The organism is Promicromonospora sp. MS192, assembly GCF_049532985.1.
In the GTDB taxonomy this organism is placed as follows: domain Bacteria; phylum Actinomycetota; class Actinomycetes; order Actinomycetales; family Cellulomonadaceae; genus Promicromonospora.
The window spans coordinates 2,185,446-2,208,460 of sequence record NZ_CP186693.1; the positions used below are offsets into that span (position 1 = coordinate 2,185,446).

The window sequence follows — 23,015 nt, forward strand, 5'->3', positions numbered from 1 at the left end:
ACTCCGCTGCTCGCGTCAGTCAGTCAGTCGTGTCGAGGACGAGGTGCGCCGTGCGCACCACGCCGTCGACCTTGAAGTCCAGGTACAGCAGGTACCGCCCGGGCGTGGGCGCCGACGTCACGAACGTGACGTCCGGGCCCGACACCGACCCCGGCGCGGGCTCGGCCCCCTCGGGGTGCACGTGCAGGTACGCGAGGTCGCCCGCACGCAGCGCCACCAGGTGCCCGTAGGCGCCGAGGTACGGCTCCAGGCCGGTCACCGGCTCGCCGTCCTGCGTGATGCGGGCCGTGAGCACCGAGTCGCCCTCCGTACCCAGGTCCCCGGTCAGCGTGGCCGTGTAGCCGTCCACCGTGTCCGACGCCGACACCCGGGTCGCGGGCTCGGCCGGCGCCCGACCCGCGACGTCCACCGTACGGCTGAGCGTCACGTTCTCGCCCGTCGCCGCGGGCACGAAGTCGGCGTACACCCGGTAGCTGCCCGCCTCGTCCCAGGCCCACGGGATCGACCAGGTGCCGTCGGCCGCCATCGTGGGGTGCACGTGGCGGAACCCGGCGCCGTCCGAGCGGACCACGACCAGGTGCAGCTCCTTGTCGTGCTCGGTGGCGAAGTCGGTGACGGCGGCGCCGTCGGCCGTCACCGTGAAGGACAGCGTGCCCTCCTCGCCGACGGCGTCGGGCGCGCGCACGGGGCCCAGGAGCAGACCGTCCTGCTCCAGCGAGAGACCCCGGACCGGTGTGCCGGCGTGGGCGTCGGTGTCGGAACCGCCGTGGGCGCCCGCGCCGGAACCACTCCCGGCGCCCGCACCGGACCCGCCGTGGGCGCCGTCGTCGGGACCGCCGCCGACGCCCACGGGTGCCGCGTGCTGTGCCCCGTCGCCTCCCGCCGCCGACCAGGCGGCGACGGTGCCGTCCGGGACCACGGCCCCGGCCACGGCGAACGTGACGGCGAACAGCGCCGCCAGCCCGCCGCCGTACAGCCCAAGGCGCTGGGGCGCGTTCACGAGAGGCGCTCCGCCGCGTACCCGGCCTCGTCCACGGCAGCCAGGACCGCCGCCTCGTCCAGCGCGTCGGCGCTGCGCACCACGAGCCTGCCCGTCGCGGCGCTCACGTCCACCTGCTCGACGCCGGGCAGCCGGCTCACCTCGCCGCGGACGGACATCTCGCAGTGCCCGCACGTCATGCCCGTCACCTGGTACTCGCTCGTCGCCATCGTCTTGCCTTCCACTCGTGCGATGCTACCCCTAGGGGGTAACCGTATGCGGCACACCATATACCCCTGCGGGGTATATGGGTCAACCCGGTCCCGCTCGTCTCCCGGCTCGGCCCGCCACCGCCGCCCGCCACCGCCGCCCGCGGCCTCGCCGCCCGGTCGCACCAGGACCCGGACCTGCACGGCCGCCAGGACGGCGGGCCGCGAGACGGTGGTCCGCCGTGTCCGGCACCGGTACGGTTCCGGCATGTTCACGCTGCAGGTACCTGATCTCGTCGCCGTCGCCGTCGCCGTCCTGCTCCTGGGGCTGTTCATCACGATCAGCGGCAACGCCCGGGCCAACGGGCAGGCGGTCGAGCGGATCGAGCGCAAGCTCGACCTCGTGATCAAGCACCTCGGCATCGAGGGGCCCGCCGCGGAGGGCATCGCGCCCGGCACCCTCGCCGAGATCGACCGGTGCATCCGCTCGGACCGGCGGATCGAGGCGATCAAGCTCTACCGTGAGGCCACCGGCGCGGGCCTGGCCGACGCCAAGCGCTGGGTCGAGCGCCGCGCGTCGTCGTACTGACGCCGCCCGCCCGTCCCGTCCCGGCGAGGTCACGGCCTCGGAAGGGCCCGCACGAGTGCGCGGTTTCGGGGACAGCTCACCCCGCTCCTCGATAGGCTCGTCCCGCACCGCCCGTGCGAGCTCCGGGCGGTCGCGTTCACCATGACGCCTGCACCAGGCGACGACGATCGAGGAGAGAAGCATGAGCCTGGTCTCGCGCGTGATGGAGAACCGCCGCTCGGTCGCGTCGGTCGGCGCGGTCACCCTGTTCGGCGCGGGGCTGGTCGGGTTCGCGCTCTGGTACGACGGCGAGGCGACGGCCGACGTGCACCTGAACGACTCGGGTGTCTGGGTGACCAACTCCGCCAAGCAGGAGCTGGGCCGGTTCAACTACGAGGCCAAGGCGCTGGACGGCACCCTCCTGGCCAACTCCGTGGGCTTCGACGTGGAGCAGGACGCGCAGCGGGTGCTGCTGAACAGCGTCGGCGACTCCTCGGCCAGCCCGGTGAACCCCGCGCTGCTCTCCCTGGAGGGCACCATGAAGTTCCCGCCGGGCGTGCAGGTCGCCTCCGGCGGCGCGACCACGGCCGCCTACGACCCGGAGTCCGGGCTGGCGTGGGTGCTGCCCTTCGACCAGGCAGCGTTCGACGAGAAGAAGACGAGGCCGACCGTCGAGGCCGGCCCGGGCGGCGCGATCGCGGTGGGCACGGACGGCACCGTCCACCTGGCGGTCCCCGCCGACGGCATGCTCTACACCGTGCCCACGGGCACCCAGGGCGTGGCGGAGGACGTCCAGGAGTCCGAGCTCCCGCTGGACGCCGACGCCGACGTCCAGGTCTCCGCCGTCGGTGACGAGCCGGTGGTGCTGGACCGGTCGAGCGCGACGCTCGTGCTGCCCGGCGGGGACACCGTCCCCGTCGAGGACGGCGCGCAGGGCGTGCTGCAGCAGCCGTCGGCCGCCTCGCACGTCGTGGTGGTCGCCGTTCCCGAGGGCCTGGTCTCCCAGCCGCTGGGCGGTGGCGACCCGACGCGGCAGACGACGTCGGCGGGCGTGCCCGCCGCCCCGGTCCAGCTCGGCGGGTGCGTCTACGGCGCCTGGGCGGAGTCGGGCCAGGTCGTGCGCAACTGCCCGGACCGCGCCCACGACGTCGACCAGGTGCTGGAGGGTCTGGCGCCCACGTCGAAGCTCGTCTACCGGGTCAACCGGAACGTGATCGTCCTGAACGACGTGGCGGACGGCACGCTCTGGATGGCCGCCGACGAGTTCGAGATCATCGACGCCTGGAACCTGAAGCAGCCCGAGAACTCCAAGGACAAGGAGAAGACGGAGTCCGAGGAGACCACGCCGGAGCAGGTGGACCAGCTCGTCGCGGACCGCAGCAAGCCCAACCGCCCGCCGGAGCCGCAGCCCGACGACATCGGCGTGCGCCCGGGCCGCACGACGGTGCTGAACGTGCTGGGCAACGACATGGACCCGGACGGCGACGTCATGACGGTCTCGGTCGAGGGCGAGGTCGACGGTGACGCCGCCGTCGACCGGGTCCTGGACGGCGCGGCGCTGCAGGCGAACGTGCCCGCCGACGCGACCGGGAGCATCACGTTCAAGTACCAGGTCGACGACGGCCGGGAGAACGGCACCGCCACGGCGTCGGTGAAGGCCCGGATCGTCCCGCTGGAGGAGAACAACCCGCCCGAGCAGCCGGGTGAGCCGAAGCTGGAGGTCGGTCAGGGTGGCATCGGCGTCATCAAGGTGCTGCCCTACTTCAAGGACCCGGACGGCGACGACCTGTTCCTGTCCAACGCGTCCACCGCCGACCCCAAGGACGAGGTCCGGTTCCGGCCCGACGGCACCATCGAGTTCCGCGACGGCGGCACCACGGTGGGCAGCAAGATCGTCGACGTCACGGTCTCGGACGCGCTGAACGCGCCGTACCAGGGCAAGGTCAAGATCAACGTCTCGGCCGCGAACGTGCCGCCGATCCCCGTCCAGGACCATGTCACGGTGCTGGCGGGCGAACCGGTCACCGTGGCACCGCTGAGGAACGACGCCGACCCCAACGGCGACGACCTGCAGCTCACCAAGGTCTCCGACGAGCCCGGCGCCGAGATCACCACCAACGCCACCGCGAACACGTTCCAGTTCGAGACCGACCAGCCTGGCTCGTACGACGTGACCTACCAGGTCTCCGACGGGCCGAACCCCGCCACCGGCCTGGTCCGGGTGGACGTGGTGACCCCGCCGGACGACGGCGGCGTGCCGGTGGCCGTGTCCGACCAGGTGCTGCTGCCCACCGGTGGCACCGCCCTGGTGGACGTGCTGGCCAACGACACCGACCCCGCCGGCGGCGTGCTCGTGGTGCAGAACGTGGAGGTGGCGCCGAACGCCCGCGTCAGCGTCTCCGTGCTCAACCACCAGATCCTCAAGGTCTCCGAGCTCAAGCGGCTCGAGGGCCCGGTCGTGGTGCACTACACGGTCGCGAACGGGGCGGGCACCGTGGCGGGTCAGGTGCGGGTGGTGCCGATCCCGGCGCCGGCGCAGCTGCGCCCGCCGGAGGCCGGGCCGGACACCGCGACCGTGCACACGGGCGACGTGGTGACGATCCCGGTGCTGAAGAACGACACGCACCCCGACGGGCTGGAGCTCACCCTCAACGACGAGCTGCAGGAGGCCCCGCCGGCCAGTGCGGGCGAGGCGTTCGTCGCCGAGGACACCGTCCGCTTCCGCGCGGGCGACGAGGCCGGCACCGTGCACGCCGTGTACGAGGTCGTGGACTCCAACGGCCAGAAGGACTCCGCCCAGGTCACCATCGACGTGGTGGACGCCCCGGAGAACGGCGCCCCGCAGCTGCCGGACATCGAGGCCCGCGTGCTGGCGAACGGCATCGTGCGGATCCCCCTGCCGCTGGACGGCACCGACCCCGACGGCGACCACGTCACCCTGAGCTCCATCTCCGGTGCCCCCGCCCAGGGCACCGCCACCATCGTGGACGGGTTCATCGACTACCAGGCCTCGGAGGACGCCGCAGGCCTGGACACGTTCACCTACCAGGTCACCGACACCCGCGGCGCACCCGCCGAAGGCCTGGTCCGCGTGGGAGTCGCCGCTCCCCCGGCGTCCAACCAGAAGCCGCAGGCGATCGACGACGAGACGACGGTCCGCCCCGGCCGCACGGTCGCCGTCGCCGCGCTGGAGAACGACTCCGACCCGGACGGCGACCAGATCGGCCTGTACACCAAGGGCTTCGAGGGCACCGAGGAGATCGGCGTCGACCCGAAGGCGGTCGAGGACGACGTGGTGCTGACCGCGCCGGAGGAGGAGGGGGCCTACTCCTTCTACTACGGCATCCAGGACACGTACAAGGAACGGGCCAGCAGCGCGATCACCGTGAACGTCGAGCGCGACGCCCCGCTGCTGCGCCCGGTCGCCCGCGACGACGTGGTGACGGCCGACGACGTCGAGGGCTCGTCCAGCGTGACGGTCGACGTGCTCGCCAACGACTCCGACCCCGACGGTGTCGCCGCCGACCTGGAGGTCTCGGTGGACGAGAGTCTGGAGGGCGTGACGGTCGCGGAGGACGGGCGCGTCCAGGTCCGGCTCGCCGAGAGCGCGCAGGTCATCACGTACACGGTGACGGACATGGACGGGCTGGAGGCCAAGGCGTTCGTGCGGGTGCCGGGCGACCAGTCCCGTCCGCACGTGAAGCCGGGCCTGGAGCCGCTCAAGGCGACCACGGGCGAGCCCCTGACCATCGACCTGGCCGAGTACGTGGTGGTCCGTGAGGACCGGGAACCGCGCATCACCGAGGAGAAGACGGTCAAGGCCCTGGAGGGCTCCGTCTCCGTCGAGGACGCGGACACGCTGGTCTACACCTCGGCGGCGGACTACGCCGGGCCGGCCTCGGTCAGCTTCGAGGTCACGGACGGCTCGGGGCCGGACGACGCCGAGGGCCTCACGTCCGTGCTGACGCTCCCGGTCGACGTGACCCCGGCCAAGAACATGCCGCCGAAGGTCACGGGCACCCCGGTGCTGGAGGTCGCTGCCGCCGAGGAGGCGACCGTGGACCTGTCCCGGTACGTCAAGGACCCGGACAAGGACGACCTCACGTACCGAGTCACGGGCGGCGAGGGCATCACGACCTCCGTCTCCGGCGCCACCATCACCGGCGAGGTCGACGTGGCGGTACCGAAGGGCACCGTCCGGGAGCTGCCGATGACCGTCTCCGACGGGTTCAACCCGCCCGTCGAGGCGAGCCTGACCGTGAAGGTCGTGCCGTCGACCCGCTCGCTCGCGCAGACCACCGACGACGTGGTGACGGACGCGCACCAGGGCGAGCCCACGACCATCCCGGTCCTCGCCAACGACGTCAGCCCGTTCGAGGGCGAGCCGCTCACGCTCACGGGCTCCCCCACCGTCGACACGGGCCAGGGCACCCCGGCGTATCAGGGTGACCAGCTCGTGGTGACCCCCGCGGCGGACTTCACGGGCACCCTGGTGGTCCGCTACCGCGTCGCGGACGCCACCGGCGACCCGGACCGGGAGGTCGACGGCCTCGCCCGCCTCACGGTGCTCGGCAGGCCGGACGCACCGCGCGCGCCGCGGGTCGAGGAGGTGCGCTCGGAGACGGTGGTGCTGAGCTGGGACCAGCCGAACAACAACGGCTCGGACATCACCGGTTACACGCTGCGCACCCAGAACGGGCAGGAGCACGCGTGTGCCACGACCACCTGCACCTTCGACGGTCTGCAGAACAACGTGAAGTACCGGTTCACGGTGGTGGCGACGAACGACGTCGGCGACTCCGAGCCGTCCCCGGCCTCCCGGGAGGCCCGCCCGGACGAGAAGCCGGACAAGCCCGCCCCGCCGAGCCTCGAGTTCGGGGACAGCAAGCTCACGGTGTCGTGGAAGAACCGGACCTACACCGACCGGTCCCCGATCGAGTGCGTGAACCTGGAGATCAGCCCGCCGCCGGCCGACGGCGTGACCCAGAAGACCTGCGTCGCGGGCAGCCCGATCACGTGGGAGGGCCTGGAGAACGGCACGGCGTACACGGTGCGGGTGCAGGCCAAGAACGACGCGCCCGACCCTTCCGACTGGAGCGACCCCTCCGCTCCCGAGGTTCCCGCCGCACCTCCGGCCGCTCCCGCGGCCCCGACGGCCACGCGGGTCAACACGGCCGTGGGCGGCCAGATCACGGTCAGGTGGACCGCTCCGGCGAACAACGGTGACGCGATCGACAAGTACTGGCTGGGCGTCTACACCGACGGCCAGCTCGTCAAGGCGATCGACACCACCGACACCGAGCAGACCGTCCAGGACCTCTCGACCGGCTCCTCGTACAAGTTCCGTGTGCGGGCCACCAACAAGGCCGGCAACGGGGAGGCCAGCCCGTTCTCCAACGAGGTGGTGCCCTACGGCACCCCGGACCGGCCTGGCACGCCCTCCGCGTCCCTCGGGTCCACGACCAGCGGCCAGGCGGACGTGGCGTGGGGCCGGATCGGCGAGTTCCGGGGTACGGGGCACCGGTACGAGGTACAGGCGAACGGCGCGGGCGCGCAGAACGCCGGCGACACCACCTCGCACACCTACAGGCCGCTGACCAACGGCACCTCGTACACGTTCCAGGTGCGGGCCTGCAACGACTACATCTGCTCCGACTGGTCGGCGTCGTCGAACGCGGTGACGCCGTACGGCCCGCCGCCCACGCCGAGCATCAGCGCCGCCGGCGGCGGCGGCCAGGTGACGTTCACGTGGGACGCCCGGGCCACCAACGGCCGGCCCACCACGGTCCGCGTCACCGGGGCGATCACCAGCACGGCCAAGAGCGGGACCGAGTCCGCGAGCGCGAGCGCCGGCCAGACCAAGCGGGCGTGCGTGACGGTGACCGACTCCGAGGGCAACTCCGCCCAGAAGTGCGCCGAGGGCACCGCCCTGACCCCGAGGGCGTGGCTCAGCTACGGCTCCGAGGTGAGCTGCGCGGGCACGTGCCGGCACTGGGTCGTCAACTGGTCGGGCTTCGACTCCGGCAACCACCAGGTCGCCTGCTGGGCAGGTGACACGTCGCGGTACGACGCCGACAGCCCGAGCTACTGGCACGACATCCACCCGCCGCACCCGAACACGTGGTCGGGCGCCACCAAGTACTCGATGAACGGGACCAGCGGGTCCAAGGAGCTCCCGTGCTTCATGGGATCCCAGTACAACGGGGCGGAGGTCGCGTTCTACGTGGACGGCGAGCGGTACCAGATCTCGAGGTGGAACAGCTAGCGCGCCGCGGGTCCTGACCCCGGGTCGCTCGCGGGGGCGAGCCGCGTGGCCGCCTCCAGCAGCGCCCTGGTGCCGCGGGTCAGGGCACGCAGGTCCTCGACGTCGAGCAGGGCCAGCAGGTCGGGCGGCAGCTCCTCGTCGTGCGCGACAATGCGCCGGATCGTCTCGCTGCCCTGCTCGGTGCTGGTGACCCGCCGCACCCGGCCGTCGGCCGGGTCCGGTGTGCGCCGGGTCATCCCGGCCGCGGTGAGCCGGTCGAGGATGCCCGACACGGTGGCCGCCGAGACGCCGAGGGCGTCGGCCAGCCGCTGCGGCGTCGACTCGCCGTCCACCTGCACGAGCGCCAGCGCCCGGAGCTGCTGCACGGTCAGGTCGGTCTCCAGCAGCGGTACCAGCCGGGTGGCGAAGAACTCCTCGCCGAGCCGACGGTGCAGGGTGGCGAGCTCGGCGACGAGCTCGGCGCGGGTCTGGTCGGTCACGGGGTGACTTTAGCGGCCCCGGGCCGGGCCGTGACCGGTGCGGAAGCCGCGGTTGCGGGGCGGGAACCCCGGCAGGATCCTTTGCGTTAGGCAAAATACTGCGCCGACGGAGTCGCGGGACCCCGGCGTATCCCCCCAGAACTGGAGGCAGTGTGTTCCGTCTTGCCCGAATGTCGCTCGCGAACCGCGCGCTCGTCGCGCTCGCGACGACAGCCGTCTTCCTCGTCGGCATCTTCAGCATGGGGCAGCTCCGCCAGGAACTCATCCCGTCGATGACCGTGCCCATGGTCGCGGTCACCGCGGCCGACCCGGGCACGTCGCCGGAGATCGTCGCCGAGCGGGTCACCGAACCGATCGAGAACGCCGTCCAGGGCGTCGACGGCGTCACGGGCGTGACGTCGACCGTCGCCACGGGCCTCTCGGTGACCAGCGTCGAGCTGGAGTACGGCACCGACGTGGACGCCGTCGAGCAGGAGGTGAGCTCGGCCCTGGGCGGTCTGAGCGACCTGCCCGAGGACGTCGAGCCGGAGGTCATGGCCGGTTCGCTGGACGACCTGCCGGTGATCCAGCTCGCCGTCTCGGGCAACGGCAGCGAGCGCGAGCTCACCGACGCCATCGACTCGGTGCTGGTCCCGGAGCTGTCGGGCATCGCCGAGGTCCGCGACGTCACCGTCACCGGCGTCACCGAGCGCCAGGTCGTGATCGAGCCCGACGACGAGAAGCTCGCCGCCGCCGGCCTCACCGCCGCCCAGCTCTCGACGCTCCTCCAGGACAACGGCACGGTCATGCCGGTCGGCTCCATCACCGAGGACGGCACCACGAGCAGCGTCCAGGTCGGCACCTCGGTCGCCTCCGTCGAGGAGCTGGAGGACCTGCCGATCCTTCCCGCGGCGGGTGCCGCGGGGGCGGGTTCCGGTGCGGCGGCGGGCCCCGGCGGTGCAGGCGCCGTCCCGGAGGCCTCCGACGCCGGCACCGGCGCGGCCGACGTCGTCCACCTCGGCGACGTCGCCGAGGTGAGCGTGCAGGACGTGCCGCCCACCTCCTACTCCCGGCTGGACGGCGAGCCGTCGCTCGCCGTGGCGCTGACCAAGACCCCGGACGGCAACACGGTGGACGTGTCGCACGCGGTGCACGACGTGCTGACCGACGTGGAGGACGAGCTCGACGCCGACGGCGTGACCACCGTGGTGACGTTCGACCAGGCGCCGTTCATCGAGGAGTCGATCGAGGGGCTGACCACCGAGGGCGGCCTCGGCCTCCTGTTCGCGGTGCTCGTGATCCTGGTGTTCCTCGCCTCGCTGCGCGCCACGCTGGTCTCCGCGATCTCGATCCCCCTGTCGCTGGCGGTCACGTTCGCCGCCATGAACCTCACCGGCTACACGCTGAACATCCTCACGCTCGCGGCCATGACCATCTCGATCGGGCGCATCGTGGACGACTCGATCGTCGTGATCGAGAACATCAAGCGGCACCTGTCCTACGGCGAGGACCGCGTCCACGCGATCGTCACCGCCGTGCGCGAGGTGGGGGCCGCGATCACCGCCTCGACGGTGTGCACCGTGGCCGTGTTCGCGCCGATCGCGCTGGTCGGCGGCATGGCGGGCGAGCTGTTCCAGCCGTTCGCCGTCACCGTGGCCATCGCCATGGGTGCGTCGCTGGTCGTGGCGCTGGTCGTGGTGCCGGTGCTGGCCTACTGGTTCATCAAGGTCCCGGCGCAGCCCGGCGGCGGCGTCGCCCTGCGCGAGGCGGCCGAGGAGAAGGAACGGCGCGGTGTCTGGCAGCGTGCGTACGTGCCGTCGCTGGCCGCGGCGCTGCGCCGTCCCGCCGTGACCCTGGGCATCGCCGTGGCGCTGCTGGCCGGCACCGTGGCCCTCGTGCCCCGCATGGAGACCAACTTCATCGGCGCCGCCGGGCAGGACACCCTCTCGGTGACGCAGGAGTTCGAACCGGGCACGTCCCTGGCGGCACAGGACGACGCCGCGAAGGAGGTCGAGGACGTGCTCTCGGGTGTCGACGGCGTCAAGACCGTGCAGACCACCGTCGGTTCCGGCGACGGCATGGCCGCCGCGTTCGGCATGGGCGGGGGCGGCAGCAGCGCTACCTTCGCCCTCACCCTGGACGAGGACGCCGACGGCACGGCCGTGCAGGACGAGGTGAGCGACGCGCTCGACGCCGCCACCCTGGACGGCGAGGTCACCGTGGCCGCGGGCGACGCCGGCTTCGCCAGCAGCACCGTGGACCTCGTGGTCACCGCGCCCGACGCCGAGGGCCTGGCCGAGGCGGCGAGCACCGTCGAGGACGCCGTGACGGACCTGGACGGCGTCGACGGCGTGACGAACAACCTCGCCGCGGAGCAGTCGACCGTGCAGGTGACCGTCGACCGGGACGCCGCGGCCGAGGCCGGGCTCACCGAGCAGGCCGTCTCCGGTCTGGTGGCCGGTGCCATGAACGAGTCCAGCATCGGCACCCTCGACCTGGCGGGCTCGTCGCGGGACGTCGTGGTGGCGGGTGACGTGCCCGCGACGACCGACGAGATCGAGGAGATCCAGGTGCCGACGGCCGCAGGGATGATCCCGCTGAGCGACCTGGTGACGGTCGAGCGGGTGTCGGCCCCGGCGTCGGTCACGCGGGTGGACGGCGAGCGCAGCGCCACCGTCGCGGTCACGCCCGCCGGGCAGGACCTGGGCTCGCTGACGGTCACCCTGACCGAGGAGATCGACGGTCTCGACCTGCCCAGCGGCGCGGAGGTGACCATGGGCGGCGTGGCGGCCGACCAGGCCGACGCGTTCGCCGACCTCGGCCTGGCGCTGCTGGCGGCCATCCTCATCGTGTACCTGGTGATGGTGGCGACGTTCCGGAGCATCGGGCAGCCGCTGATCCTGCTGGTCTCGGTGCCGTTCGCGGCCACGGGCGCGCTGGGCGCGCTGCTGCTGACCGGGACGCCGCTCGACGTCGCCGCTCTGATCGGCCTGCTGATGCTGGTGGGCATCGTGGTGTCGAACGCGATCGTGCTCATCGACCTCATCAACCAGTACCGCGCCGACGGGCGGGCCCTGGACGAGGCGGTCCGGGAGGGGGCACGGCAGCGTCTGCGGCCCATCGTGATGACGGCAGCCGCGACCATCCTCGCGCTGACGCCCATGGCGTTCGGCCTCACCGGCGGCGGGGCGTTCATCTCGCAGCCGCTGGCGCTCGTGGTGATCGGCGGGCTCGTCTCCTCGACCCTGCTGACGCTCTACGTGGTGCCGGTGATCTACACGCTGTTCGAGCGCCGGTCGGAGGACCGCACCTCCAAGCGTGCAGCGCGGGCGGTACGGCGCGCTGAGAAGGCGCAGGCCAAGGCGGCGGAGGCGGCCCGTGTCGCGCAGCGCCTGGCCGGGGACACGGCCCGGTAGGCAGTCGCCGGGCGCCCGCGGACTGAGCTGGCGCCCGGCGGACGGGCAGGCTGCGGACGGGGCAGACGGCGGAGCGACGCAGGCTGCGACGGGACAGACCGCGGACCGACGCAGGCAGGACCGACCCGCGGCACGGCGAACAGACCGGTGCGCGCCAGACGGGCGGAGTGCAGGCGGTCGCCCCGGGCCGAGCCGCCCCAGGCCCAGCCGCCCCGGGCCGAGCCGCCCCAGGCCCAGCCGCCCCGGGCCGAGCCGCCCCAGGCCCAGCCGCCCCGGGCGGAGGTGCCCCGCGCAGGTGGGTTGCGCTGCGTAGACGTTGTCTACGCAGCGCAACGCACCTCCGTCACCATGTGTCTCCGCGGGGCGCCGCGATCCATCCGAAATCGTAGAGTTGTCCCGTGACGGACACCCCCGCGACCTCCCCCGAACCGTTCGCGCCCCGCACCGCCCCCGAGGCGATCGAGGACCTGCGCGCCCGGTTGCGGATGACCCGCTGGCCCGACGCGCCGCAGGACGTGGGGTGGACGCTCGGCACGGACCTCGACTACCTCCGCGACCTGGTCGCGTACTGGGCGGACGGCTTCGACTGGGCGGCGCAGGAGGCCGCGCTGTCCCGGCTGCCCCGGTTCCGCGCCCGGGTCGGCGGACTGGGGATCCACTACGTGCACGCGCGCGCCGTCACGCCGTCCGGCCCGGTGCTGCCGCTGGTCCTGTGTCACGGCTGGCCCGACGCGTTCTGGCGGTACTCGAAGGTGGTCCCGCTGCTGACCGACCCGGGCGCGCACGGCGCCGACCCGGCCGATGCCTTCGACGTCGTGGTGCCCGACATGCCAGGGTTCGGGTACTCGGACCGGCCGTCCGGGCAGCCGCTGAGCTCGATCGCCGTCGCCGACCTGTGGGCCGCGCTCCTGCGCACGCTGGGTTACGAGCGGTTCGGCGCGGCGGGCGGCGACATCGGCAGCCACGTCAGCCGCTACCTCGCGCTCGACCACCCCGACCGGGTGGTCGCCGTGCACCGGATGGACGGCGGCCTGCCCGTCTTCGCCGACGACCCGGCAACCCTCCGGCCGCAGGAACGGGCCTGGTTCGCCGAGGCCGCCGGCTGGAACGCCTCCGAGGGTGCGTACGGCGCCCTGCACCGCACCAAGCCGCAGACCCTGGCGGCCGCACTCACCGACTCGCCCGCCGGCCTGGCCGCGTGGATCGTGGAGAAGCTGCACTCCTGGAGCGACGGCGGCATCGAGCGCTGGTCGCGGGACGACGTGCTCACGCTGCTGTCGATCTACTGGTTCACGGGGACGATCGGCTCCTCGACGCGCATGTACACCGCCAACTCCGCGATCCCCGCCGCACAGCTGACCCGCCGGGTCGAGGTGCCGTCCGGGTTCTCGCTGTTCCCCGGTGACATCGTGCGGCCCCCGCGCGCCTGGCTGGAACGCACGGCCAACACCGTCTCGGTGACGGAGCCGGCGCGCGGCGGCCACTTCGCCCCTTTCGAGGAACCGGAGCTCTACGCCGAGGAGCTCCGCGCCTTCTTCCGCCCGTACCGCCGGCCCTGAACCGGGCCGCCCACCCCTGCCCCGCCTCATCCTTGCCCCAGGTCGGCAGTTTGCCCCACGAACTCGGCAGTTTGCTTCGAGGTCGGCACAGGCCTGTACCGACCTCGAAGCAAACTGCCGACCGGCACAGCGCACGGCGCACACCGCAGGCCGGCGCAGCGCACACCGCAACCTGCCGAGCTGGACCGCCCCTCAGCGAGCCGCCGTGCTCACCACTGTGCCGACGCCCCTCGCGGTGACACCGTGCGGGGCACGCCCCAGGGGTTGTCGTCGCGCAGCGGCGGCGGCAGCAGGGCCTGCGGGGCGTCCTGGAACGTGACACCGCGCAGGAAGCGAGCGATCGCGGCGGTGCCGACCGACGTGCCGTCCATGGTCGTCGCGGGCCACGGCCCGCCGTGCTGCATCGCGGGGGTCACCGCGACACCCGTGGGCCAGCCGCCCAGCAGCACGCGCCCGGCGTGCTCGCCGAGCCGGGCCACGAGCACCGACAGGTCCGCGCGCGTCTCCCCCGCACCGAGGTGCAGGGTCAGCGTCAGGTTGCCCGGGAACAGCTCGCCGACGACGGCGGCCAGGTCGGTGCCGCGCGGGTACTCGACGATGACGGAGAACGGCCCGAACACCTCGTCCAGCAGCGCCGGCCCGGCCGTCCGCAGCACGTCCAGCGGCACGGAGACGAACGTCGGCGTCGCCCACCCCTGGCCATCGGTGTCCCGCCGGAACCCGCCGGGGCGCACCACGCGGACCCCGTCCACCCCCAGGACCTCGGAGACGCGCCGCTCGTACCCGTCCGCGATCGACGGGTTGAGCAGCCGGTGCTCGGCGACGTCCGCGGCGGCGGCGACCACGGCGTCGTCGTAGGCCGTGCCCTCCGGGACGAGCAGGAAGCCCGGCTTGGTGCAGAGCTGCCCGGCCGATCCGGAGACGCTGGCGACGTACCCGGCCAGCAGCTCGCCACCGCGCTCCTCCAGCGCCGCTGCCGAGACGAGCACTGGGTTGACGCTGCCCAGCTCGCCGAAGAACGGGACCGGGTCGGGCCGGGCGGCCGCCCGCGCGGCCAGGAGCTGCCCCACGCGCTGGGACCCGGTGAAGGCCGCGGCCCGCACCGCCGGGTGCTCCAGCAGCGCCACGCCGGCGTCCTGGCCCGTGACGAGCTGGAGCGTGCCCTCCGGCAGGCCGGCCTCGACCAGCGCGCCGGCCACGAGCTCTGCGACCCGCTCCGACAACCGGGGGTGACCCGGGTGCGCCTTGACGATCACCGGGCAGCCCGCCGCGAGCGCCGCCGCCGTGTCCCCGCCGGCCACGGAGAACGCGAACGGGAAGTTGCTGGCCGCGAAGTTGAGCACGGGGCCCACCGGCCACAGGCTGCGGCGCAGGTCCGGGCGGGGGCCGAGCACGAAGTCGGGGTCGGCCTCGTCGAGGCGCACGTCGAGGTAGGCGCCGTCGGCCACGACGTGCGCGAACAGCCGTAGCTGCACCCGGGTGCGGGTGAGCTCGCCGCGCAGCCGGGCCTCGGCGAGGCCGGTCTCCTCCTGGGCGATCGCGACCAGCTCGTCGGCGTGGTCGCCGAGCGTCGCGGCGGCAGCGCGCAGGGCTCCCGCGCGGACCTCGGGCGGCGCCTCGGACAGCGCGGTGAACGCCTCGGCGGCGAGGCGGGCGACGTCGTCGACGGCGAGGTCGGGTGCCGTGGTGGCGGTCATGGGTGTCGGCTCCTCAGCGGTTCTCGGTCGGGCTCAGGTGGTGCGGTCCGGCGGCCGGGCGGGGTCGGCGCCCGGCTCCGGGACGGGTCAGAAGACGAACCCGGTGGGGAACGGGTCGCTCGGGTCGAGCAGGTAGTTCGCGGTGCCGGTCACCCAGGCGCGCCCGGTGATGGTGGGCAGGACGGCGGGCAGGCCGGCGACCGTGGTCTCCCCCACCAGGCGCCCGACGAACCGGCTGCCGATGAACGACTCGTTGACGAAGTCGGTCCCCAGCGCCAGCTCACCGCGCGCCCACAGCTCGGCCATGCGGGCCGAGGTCCCGGTGCCGCACGGCGACCGGTCGAACCAGCCGGGGTGGATGGCCATGGCGTGCCGGGACAGCGTCGCGTCCGAACCGGGGGCGATGAGCTCGACGTGGTGGCAGCCCTCGACCCCGTCGAGCTCCGGGTGCCTCGGCATGGCGGTCTCGTTGATGGCGTCCATGATCGCGAGCCCGGCGGACAGCAGGTCCTGCTGGCGCTCGCGGTCGAAGGGCAGCTTGAGGTCGTCGAGGTCGACCAGGGCGTAGAAGTTGCCGCCGAACGCCATCGAGTAGGGCACGGTGCCGTAGCCGGGCACCTCGACCTCCTGGTCCAGCGCGGTGACGAAGCTGGGCACGTTCTCGATGGTCACGGCGTCCGCGTGGCCGTCGCTGACGGCGACCTTCGCGACCACCAGCCCGGCGGGCGTGTCGAGCCGGATCTCGGTGACCGGCTCGACCACGTCCACCATGCCTGTCTCGACCAGCACGGTGGCCACACCGATGGTGCCGTGCCCGCACATGGGCAGGCAGCCGGACACCTCGATGTAGACCACGCCCCAGTCGCAGTCGGGCCGGGCGGGCGGCTGCAGGATGGCGCCGCTCATCGCGGCGTGCCCCCGCGGCTCGTTCATGAGGAACTGCCGCAGCTCGTCCATGTGCTCCATGAAGTACAGCCGGCGGTCGTTCATGGTCTCGCCGGGGATGAGCCCCACGCCGCCGGTGACGACGCGCGTGGGCATGCCCTCGGTGTGCGAGTCGACGGCGGTGATGGTCCTGCTGCTGCGCATGGCGCCTCCCTGTGCTCGGCCCGGCCCGGTCAGCGCGAGGCGATGTAGCTGAGCGCGGCCTCGGTGTCCTTGCGCACCTGTGCCTCGTGCTCCGCGGACAGCGGGCCGCGCGGCGGGCGGGTGGGCCCACCGTAGCTCTGCCCGGCGATGTCGATCGAGTGCTTGATGGCCTGCACGAACTCGGTGCGCGAGTCCCAGCGGAACACGGGCACGAGGTGGCGGTACAGCTCGCGTGCCTCGTCGATCCGGCCCGCGGTGACCAGGTCGTAGATCTCGACGGCCTCGCGCGGGAACGCGTTGGGGTACCCGGCGAACCAGCCGACGGCGCCCGCGACCAGCGACTCGAACAGCAGGTCGTCGGCCCCGGCGATGACGTCGAGGTCGGGGGCGAGCTCCTTGATCTCCAGGACCCGCCGCACGTCGCCGGAGAACTCCTTGACGGCCACGACGTTCTCGAGCTGCGCGAGCTCGGCCAGGATGTCGGGCGTCAGGTCGACCTTGGTGTCGATCGGGTTGTTGTAGACCATGATCGGCAGGCCCACCTCGTTGACCGCGGCGTAGTGGGCGATCACCTCGGACCGGTTGGCCCGGTAGATCGTGGGGGGCAGCAGGAGCACGCCGTCGGCGCCGTCCTCGGCGGCGAGCTCGGCCCAGTGCCTGGCCTGGTGCGAGCCGACGCCGTGCACGCCGGCCACGACGAGCCCGCGCCCGTTCACGGCCTGCACGGCGGTCTGGATGACCCGGCGACGCTCGTCGTCGGTGAGGGAGGAGTACTCGCCGAGCGACCCGTTCGGGCCCACGCCGCGGCAGCCGTTGTCGATGAGGAACTCGCAGTGTGCGGCGAACTTCTCGTGGTCGACGGCGAGGCCCGCCGGCGCCGACTCGTCGGGCGTGAAGGCGAGCGTGGTGGCGACGATGACGCCGCCGAGGTCGAAGCGCTGGTTCATGGGAGGTCTCCTGTGGTTGTGATGCTGTCGGAAGAAGAGGTCGGTGGTGCGGGCAGGGCCGCGAGGTCGCCGAGCCGGACCGGCACGACGAGGGGACGCCGGTCGACGCCGGGCGCGGCCCCGGCGTCGCCGAGCAGCTCCTGGAGCGTGCGGCCGCACGTGCGGGCCTGGCACGGGCCGAGCCCGGCGCGGCTGGTGAGCTTGACGGAGCGGGCCTCGCGCGAGCCGGTCAGGTCGACCACCTCGCGCACGCGGCCGTAGGTGGTCTCCTCGCAGCGGCAGACGACGGTGTCGTCGCGCAGCCAGCGGACCCACCCGCCGCGGATGCCGTGGGCGGCCTCGATCCGGGCCGCGAAGCCGCGCGCCCGGTCCCGGGCGCGCACCGCGCGGGCAGCAGCGACCGACCCGAGGTCGTCCCCGGCCGCCGCCGTCCCGGCCACGGTGCCCTCCGCGAGTGCGGCGTCCGCCCCGCCGATGCCCGTGATCTCGCCCGCGGCCCACACGCCGGGTACGGACGTGGCCTGCGCGGCGTCGACCACCACGAACCGGCCGGGCGTCAGATCGCATCCGGCGGCGATCGCCAGCTCCAGGCGCGGCGTGAACCCGTGGCTCACGGCCACGGCGTCGGCCGCGACCTGCCGTTCGGTGCCGGGGACGGGTGCCCAGCGCGCATCCAGCCGTGCGACGGTGACCGCCTCGACCTGACCGTCCCCGTGCGCGGCCACCACGGCCTCGCCGGGGCGCCAGGGCACGCGGTGCGCCGCCAGCTCGCGGACGTACCCGGCGAGCTCACCGGCCTTGCCGGCCGCCCCGAGCAGCTCCCAGGGCCGGTCCAGCCAGCGCGCGAGGGCGCCGGTCCGGCTCGCCTCGTGCACCCCCAGCACGCGGGCCCCGGTACGCAGCAGCGACGAGGCGACGGGCAGCAGGAACGGCCCGGCCCCGGCCACCACGACCCGGCGCCCGACGGCGACCCGCTCCCCCTTGGCCAGCGCCTGCGCCGCCCCCGCCGTGTACACGCCGGGGAGCTGCCAGCCCGGGAACGGGAGGGTCCGGTCGTGGGCACCGGTGGCCAGCACCAGGGCGTCGGGCTCCAACGGCACGGCCTCGCGGCCCGCGCCGTCCGGCTCGCCGACGAGGACGTTGAGGCGCACGCCGTGATCGAGCCGCTCCAGGGACCACACCTGCGCCGACGGCAGCACCGTGACGGCCGGGTGCGCGAGCAGGCCCTCGCTCAGCGCGCGGTAGGTGCCCCACCGGTGGTGCAGCACCTGCTCCCGCCCGGCCGGGCGGACGGCGGGCAGGTGCCGCCAGTACTGGCCGCCGAGCACGTCGGCGGCGTCGAGCAGCGTGACCCGGGCGCCGGCGTCCGCGGCGGCCCGCGCGGCGGCGAGCCCCGCAGGACCCGCGCCCACGACGACGACGTGCCGCGCGCTCACCGCTCCCCCTCCGGCCGGTCCGCCGGGCCGCCCTGCCGCACCACGACGTCGCCGTCCTGCGCCCGGCGCAGGCAGGCCCGCACGTCCCGCAGGCCGTTGACCTCCACGAGGCAGTCGAAGCAGACGCCTATGCCGCAGAACACGCCGCGCGGCGCCCCCTCCCCGCCGGTCGTGCGCCACTGGCGCCGTCCGGCACCGAGCAGCACGCCGGCCACGGTCTGCCCGGCGGTGCCGGTGACGGCCTCGCCGTCGACCCAGACGGTCAGCGGCTGGTCCGGGCCCGGCCGCACCGGGTCGGCACCGGGTGGTATCCGGCGTGACGTCATGGTCGTGCTCCCTCGTGGTCGTTCTCCGGCGCGCCGGGGCGCAGCGCGTCGAGCGCGGGCCGGCCGGCCGCGTACGGGCGCGGGTCCACGGCGGGCGCGAACCCCAGCAGCGCGGCGGCCAGCAGGTCGCCGGTAGCGGGAGCCAGGCCGACGCCCGCCCCCTCGTGGCCGGTCGCGAACCAGAGCCCGGCCAGGGCCGGGTCCGCGCCGATCACGGGCAGGTGGTCGGGCATGTACGGCCGGAAACCGAGGTAGGTGCGCATGACGCCGGTCCGGGCGAGGAACGGGAACACCGCGACCGCGCGCCGAGCCATCTGGGCCAGGACCTCGGCGCGCAGCCGGTCGTCGAAGCCCACCTGCTCGCGGCTCGACCCGATCAGCACCGTCCCGCCCTGCGTGGACTCGACCACCGCGGAGGTCTGCAGCTCGGCGCCCGCGGACTGCGTGGCGGCGAAGTAGTCGCCGTCGTACACCTTGTGCCGGATGCGCTGCCGCATCGGCGTGGTCACGAGCACCATGCCGCGGCGGGGCCGCACCGGCAGCCACGAGCCGAGCCGCCGCGCGACGTCACCCGACCACGGACCGGCCGCCACGACCACGTCGCCGGCGGGAACGTCACCCTGCGTGGTGCTGACCCCGGTCAGGCGGCCGCCGTCGAGCAGCGGGCCGGTCACCTCGACCCCCGTGCGGACCACGGCTCCCGCCCGGCGCGCGGAGGCGAGCAGCGCCTCCGCCGCGGCCACGGGCTGCACCTGTGCGTCCTGCGGGTAGTGCACCGCTCCGACGACGCCGGGGGCGAGGTCGGGCTCCAGCTCCCGAGCCTGCCCGGGGGTGAGCTCCACCGCCTCGACGCCGGCCGCGCGCTGCGCGCTCGCGAAGGTCCGCAGCCCGTCCAGGCCGTCGCCGGAGGTGACCACGACCAGGCCGCCCTTGGCCTCGTGCTCGACCGACGGGAACCGGGGCCCGAGCTCGTCCGCGAGCTCGCCGGCCAGCTCCGCCCAGCGCCGCAGCGACACCCGGGCCAGCTCCAGCTCCGCGCCGGGGCCCTTGTCCGAGACCAGCAGGTTGCCCTCGCCGTGCGCACTGGTGGCCGACGCCGCCGCGCCCCGGTCGAGCACGGTCACCCGTGCCCCGGCCCGGGCGAGGGACCGGGCGCACGCGGCGCCCACGATCCCGGCGCCGACGATCACCACGTCCGCGGTCACGTCCACCCCTCCTCTGTCGACCGGCAGCCCGGTCGCCCTGTCCGCCTCATGGCTGCTGTCAGATGGCTGCTGTCAGATTCCTGCTGTCAGTTGCTGCTGTCACACGCTGCTGTCCCGGGCCCCGCCGTCGCCGGGCCCGCTGTCCGCCGCGCCGCGTGCCGGGCGCTCCCGCTCAGTCCTCGGGCTTGCCCGCCCACGTGCCGAGCGAGTGCCCGATGTGCCGCTCCATGAGCGCCTTGGCGCCCGGGCCGTCGCCGGCCGCGAGCAGGTCGAGCAGCTCGTGGTGCTCCTGCGCGGAGCTGGCCAGGGTGCCGCTGGCGACCATCGTGGACAGCCCCAGCAGCCGCGCCCGGTCCCGCAGGTCGGCCACGATCTCGCCGGCCACCGGGTTGCCCAGCAGACCCATCAGCCGCAGGTGGAACGCCTGGTCGGCCTGCAGATAGGCGACGAGGTCGCCCGTCCGTGCGCCCTCGACGATCTCGTCGGCGAGCGCACGGAACTCCCCGAGCTGCGCCACGGGGAACGACCTGGCGAGCCGTTCCATCCAGACCGGCTCGATCACGAGCCGGACCGCGGCGACGTGCCGCAGCGTCTGGTCGCTCACCCGCGTGACGCGGAATCCCTTGTTGCGCACCGCCTCCAGGAACCCGCGCCGCTCGAGGTCGAGCACGGCCTCCCGGACCGGCGTCGCGGACACGTCGAACCGCGCGGCCAACGTGGGCACCGAGACCAGCTCACCGGGCTCCAGCTCGCCGGCGACGATCGCCGCCACGAGGGCACGGTGCACCTGCTCGCGCAGGCTCGCGACCGGCGCGAGACGACGGACCGAGGGGGTCGATGATGCTGAGCTCATGGTGCTCTCCAGGGGTCGGGCTACGACAGTAGAATATTACACACGACGGAGAACTCGTCGTCAACGCCGCCAGAGGGTACCTGAGCGCAGCCCGGCTCGCCGGTCTTTCGCCCGCCAGAACCCGCGTTATTTCGCCGAAACGCGACGTTTACATTCACCCCGTCGACAGCACCGCTTCATCTCAGTAACATATCACGCATCACATATCGAAGGCGGGTCGGGTCGACGACGACCCCGCCGCGCCCGGGCCCTACCCGTACGACCACCCGACGCAAGTCACCGATCGAGAGGCCACACCGTGAAGCACCATCGGATCGCGACAGCAGCCATCGCCGTCGTCACGACTCTCACGCTCGCCGCGTGCGGCGGCGGCAGCAGCCAGAACGCCTCCTCCGGGGGCGGCGGGTTCACGGCCGAGCCCGCCACGGGCGGAACCGTCCACGTGCTGCAGAACGCCGACTTCTCCTACCTCGACCCGGCCCGCGGCTGGGACGGCGGCGTGAACAACTTCTACCGGCTCGTCTACCGCCAGCTCACGACCTCCGCTCCGGGCTCGTCGGACAACCCGACCGAGATCGTCCCGGACCTCGCCGAGTCCCTCGGTGAGGTGTCCGAGGACGGCCTGACCTGGACGTACACGCTCAAGGACGGGCTGAAGTTCGGCAACGGCGACCCCATCACCTCGGCCGAGGTGAAGTTCGGCATCTCCCGCGCCTGGGACCCGGAGATCGGCATCGGCTCCCCGTACCTCAAGCAGGTCATCGACGCCCCCGAGCGCTACGAGGGCCCGTACCGCACCGGCGACCTGCCGACCATCGAGACCCCGGACGAGAAGACGATCGTCTTCCACCTCAAGGAGCCGTTCCCCGAGTTCGACGCCGTGCTCTCCCAGGTGAACGCCACGCCGTTCCCGGAGGGCACCGGCGCCGGGGACGAGTTCATCCACGAGATCATCGCCTCGGGCCCCTACCAGCTCGCCGAGTACGTGCCGGGCAGCACCATCAAGCTCGAGCGCAACGAGAACTGGGACCCGGCCACCGACGAGGTGCGCGCAGCCAAGCCGGACGCCTGGGAGTTCACCATCGGCCTGGACCCGGCCACCATCGACGAGCGCCTGATCGCCGGGCAGGGGGCGGACGTCAACGCGATCGCCGGCACCGTCCAGCCCGCCACGCTCCCCCGCCTGCAGACGCCGCAGCTCAAGGAGCGCACGCTGCAGCTGCCGGGCATCTGCACCACGTACATGGGTCTGAACACCACCAAGAAGCCGCTCGACGACGTCCGGGTGCGCCAGGCCATCAGCTACGCCATCGACCGCAACGCCATCGTCAACGCGAGCGGCGGCACGCAGCTCGGCGAGCCGTCCACGACGATCCTGCCCAAGACCGTGGCCGGTCACAAGGACTTCGACCTGTACCCGTCCGCGGACGGCACGGGCGACGTCGAGGCCGCGCAGAAGCTGCTGGACGAGGCCGGGCTGTCCGACGGGTTCACCCTGACGCTCGACATCCGCGCCCAGGAGTCCATGCAGGCCCAGGGCGAGGCGGTCCAGCAGGCGCTGGAGCGCATCGGCATCACGGTCGAGCTCAACCTCATCGACACCGCCACCTACTACGAGACCATCGGCACCCCGTCGCAGCAGCACGACGCCGCCATCACCGGCTGGTGCCCGGACTGGGCCTCCTCGGCGGCCACCTTCATCCCGCCGCTGTTCGACGGCCGGAACATCTACGAGAAGGGCAACTCGAACCTCGCCCAGCTGAACGACGCGGACGTCAACGCCCGGATCGACGAGATCAAGGCGATGACCGACATCGACGCCGCCAACAAGGAGTGGGGCGACCTCGACGAGCAGATCCTCGAGCTGGCCCCGATCGTGCCGCTCATGGTCGCCAGGACCGTGTCACTCCCTGGCGAGAACGTGACCGGCCTGTTCTCCTCGGCGAACGCGGCGACCGGCGGCATCGACTACGTCGGCGTCGGTCTCAAGGACCCTGAGAAGGGCTGA

General features: G+C 73.3%; 15 protein-coding genes. 5 read left to right on the forward strand and 10 right to left on the reverse strand.

Features of this window, described 5'->3' with window-relative positions; all coding sequences use genetic code 11:
* Positions 1–19: 19 nt before the first annotated feature.
* Together ACO229_RS09825 and ACO229_RS09830 are read right to left on the reverse strand one after the other, a co-directional pair.
* Positions 20–1,000 carry a heavy-metal-associated domain-containing protein gene (locus ACO229_RS09825; RefSeq protein ID WP_423464749.1) on the reverse strand — a complete coding sequence of 327 codons (981 nt, stop codon included), beginning with the start codon at positions 998–1,000 and terminating at the stop codon, positions 20–22.
* The gene (locus ACO229_RS09830) at positions 997–1,209 is read right to left on the reverse strand and encodes a heavy-metal-associated domain-containing protein (protein WP_397419342.1); all 213 of its coding nucleotides are present in this window, start codon (positions 1,207–1,209) and stop codon (positions 997–999) included. The genes ACO229_RS09825 and ACO229_RS09830 overlap by 4 nt, the downstream gene beginning before the upstream one ends.
* A 247-nt stretch (positions 1,210–1,456) precedes the next feature.
* Between ACO229_RS09830 and ACO229_RS09835 the strand changes: the two genes are divergently transcribed.
* Together ACO229_RS09835 and ACO229_RS09840 are read left to right on the forward strand one after the other, a co-directional pair.
* Entirely contained in the window at positions 1,457–1,777 is a 321-nt protein-coding gene (locus ACO229_RS09835; RefSeq protein ID WP_423464750.1) for a hypothetical protein, read from the forward strand.
* A 181-nt stretch (positions 1,778–1,958) separates the two neighbouring features.
* Positions 1,959–8,021, forward strand: a complete 6,063-nt coding sequence (locus ACO229_RS09840; RefSeq protein ID WP_423464751.1) for an Ig-like domain-containing protein — start codon at positions 1,959–1,961, stop codon at positions 8,019–8,021.
* Here ACO229_RS09840 and ACO229_RS09845 read toward each other — a convergent pair.
* Positions 8,018–8,500, reverse strand: coding sequence for a MarR family winged helix-turn-helix transcriptional regulator (locus tag ACO229_RS09845; protein ID WP_397414831.1), 483 nt, complete (start codon positions 8,498–8,500; stop codon positions 8,018–8,020). The two genes, ACO229_RS09840 and ACO229_RS09845, sit on opposite strands and share 4 nt — an antisense overlap.
* A 170-nt stretch (positions 8,501–8,670) precedes the next feature.
* Between ACO229_RS09845 and ACO229_RS09850 the strand changes: the two genes are divergently transcribed.
* A complete protein-coding gene (locus ACO229_RS09850) occupies positions 8,671–11,895 on the forward strand; it encodes an efflux RND transporter permease subunit (RefSeq protein ID WP_423464752.1) in 3,225 nt (1,074 codons plus the stop codon).
* A 398-nt stretch (positions 11,896–12,293) separates the two neighbouring features.
* On the forward strand, positions 12,294–13,454 hold the full coding sequence (locus ACO229_RS09855; RefSeq protein WP_423464754.1) for an epoxide hydrolase family protein: 1,161 nt from the start codon (positions 12,294–12,296) through the stop codon (positions 13,452–13,454).
* Between the two features lie 209 nt (positions 13,455–13,663).
* Here the strand turns inward: ACO229_RS09855 and ACO229_RS09860 are convergent, their stop codons facing one another.
* The 7 genes from ACO229_RS09860 to ACO229_RS09890 form a co-directional block, all read right to left on the reverse strand.
* Positions 13,664–15,151 (reverse strand): aldehyde dehydrogenase family protein, encoded by a 1,488-nt coding sequence (locus tag ACO229_RS09860; protein ID WP_423464755.1) that lies wholly within the window; start codon positions 15,149–15,151, stop codon positions 13,664–13,666.
* Positions 15,152–15,238: 87 nt separating this feature from the next.
* The gene (locus ACO229_RS09865; RefSeq protein ID WP_423464756.1) at positions 15,239–16,240 is read right to left on the reverse strand and encodes a proline racemase family protein; all 1,002 of its coding nucleotides are present in this window, start codon (positions 16,238–16,240) and stop codon (positions 15,239–15,241) included.
* A 29-nt stretch (positions 16,241–16,269) separates the two neighbouring features.
* Positions 16,270–17,187 (reverse strand): dihydrodipicolinate synthase family protein, encoded by a 918-nt coding sequence (locus ACO229_RS09870; protein ID WP_423464757.1) that lies wholly within the window; start codon positions 17,185–17,187, stop codon positions 16,270–16,272.
* On the reverse strand, positions 17,184–18,623 hold the full coding sequence (locus tag ACO229_RS09875) for an FAD-dependent oxidoreductase (protein ID WP_423464758.1): 1,440 nt from the start codon (positions 18,621–18,623) through the stop codon (positions 17,184–17,186). The genes ACO229_RS09870 and ACO229_RS09875 overlap by 4 nt, the downstream gene beginning before the upstream one ends.
* Positions 18,620–18,949 carry a (2Fe-2S)-binding protein gene (locus ACO229_RS09880; RefSeq protein WP_397414817.1) on the reverse strand — a complete coding sequence of 110 codons (330 nt, stop codon included), beginning with the start codon at positions 18,947–18,949 and terminating at the stop codon, positions 18,620–18,622. Before ACO229_RS09880 ends, ACO229_RS09875 begins: the two co-directional genes overlap by 4 nt.
* Positions 18,946–20,181 (reverse strand): NAD(P)/FAD-dependent oxidoreductase, encoded by a 1,236-nt coding sequence (locus tag ACO229_RS09885; protein ID WP_423465285.1) that lies wholly within the window; start codon positions 20,179–20,181, stop codon positions 18,946–18,948. Before ACO229_RS09885 ends, ACO229_RS09880 begins: the two co-directional genes overlap by 4 nt.
* Before the next feature lie 145 nt (positions 20,182–20,326).
* Positions 20,327–21,007 carry a GntR family transcriptional regulator gene (locus ACO229_RS09890; protein WP_397414813.1) on the reverse strand — a complete coding sequence of 227 codons (681 nt, stop codon included), beginning with the start codon at positions 21,005–21,007 and terminating at the stop codon, positions 20,327–20,329.
* 298 nt (positions 21,008–21,305) lie between these two features.
* Here ACO229_RS09890 and ACO229_RS09895 point away from each other — a divergent pair, with 298 nt between their 5' ends.
* Complete coding sequence (locus ACO229_RS09895; RefSeq protein WP_423464760.1) at positions 21,306–23,015, forward strand: ABC transporter substrate-binding protein; 1,710 nt, start codon at positions 21,306–21,308, stop codon at positions 23,013–23,015.

Coding starts and splice junctions, on each gene's coding strand:
- ACO229_RS09830 (WP_397419342.1), bottom strand. CDS start 1,209: ATGGCGACGAGCGAGTACCAGGTGACGGGCATGACGTGCGGGCACTGC.
- ACO229_RS09835 (WP_423464750.1), top strand. CDS start 1,457: ATGTTCACGCTGCAGGTACCTGATCTCGTCGCCGTCGCCGTCGCCGTC.
- ACO229_RS09840 (WP_423464751.1), top strand. CDS start 1,959: ATGAGCCTGGTCTCGCGCGTGATGGAGAACCGCCGCTCGGTCGCGTCG.
- ACO229_RS09850 (WP_423464752.1), top strand. CDS start 8,671: ATGTCGCTCGCGAACCGCGCGCTCGTCGCGCTCGCGACGACAGCCGTC.
- ACO229_RS09860 (WP_423464755.1), bottom strand. CDS start 15,151: ATGACCGCCACCACGGCACCCGACCTCGCCGTCGACGACGTCGCCCGC.
- ACO229_RS09865 (WP_423464756.1), bottom strand. CDS start 16,240: ATGCGCAGCAGCAGGACCATCACCGCCGTCGACTCGCACACCGAGGGC.
- ACO229_RS09870 (WP_423464757.1), bottom strand. CDS start 17,187: ATGAACCAGCGCTTCGACCTCGGCGGCGTCATCGTCGCCACCACGCTC.
- ACO229_RS09880 (WP_397414817.1), bottom strand. CDS start 18,949: ATGACGTCACGCCGGATACCACCCGGTGCCGACCCGGTGCGGCCGGGC.
- ACO229_RS09890 (WP_397414813.1), bottom strand. CDS start 21,007: ATGAGCTCAGCATCATCGACCCCCTCGGTCCGTCGTCTCGCGCCGGTC.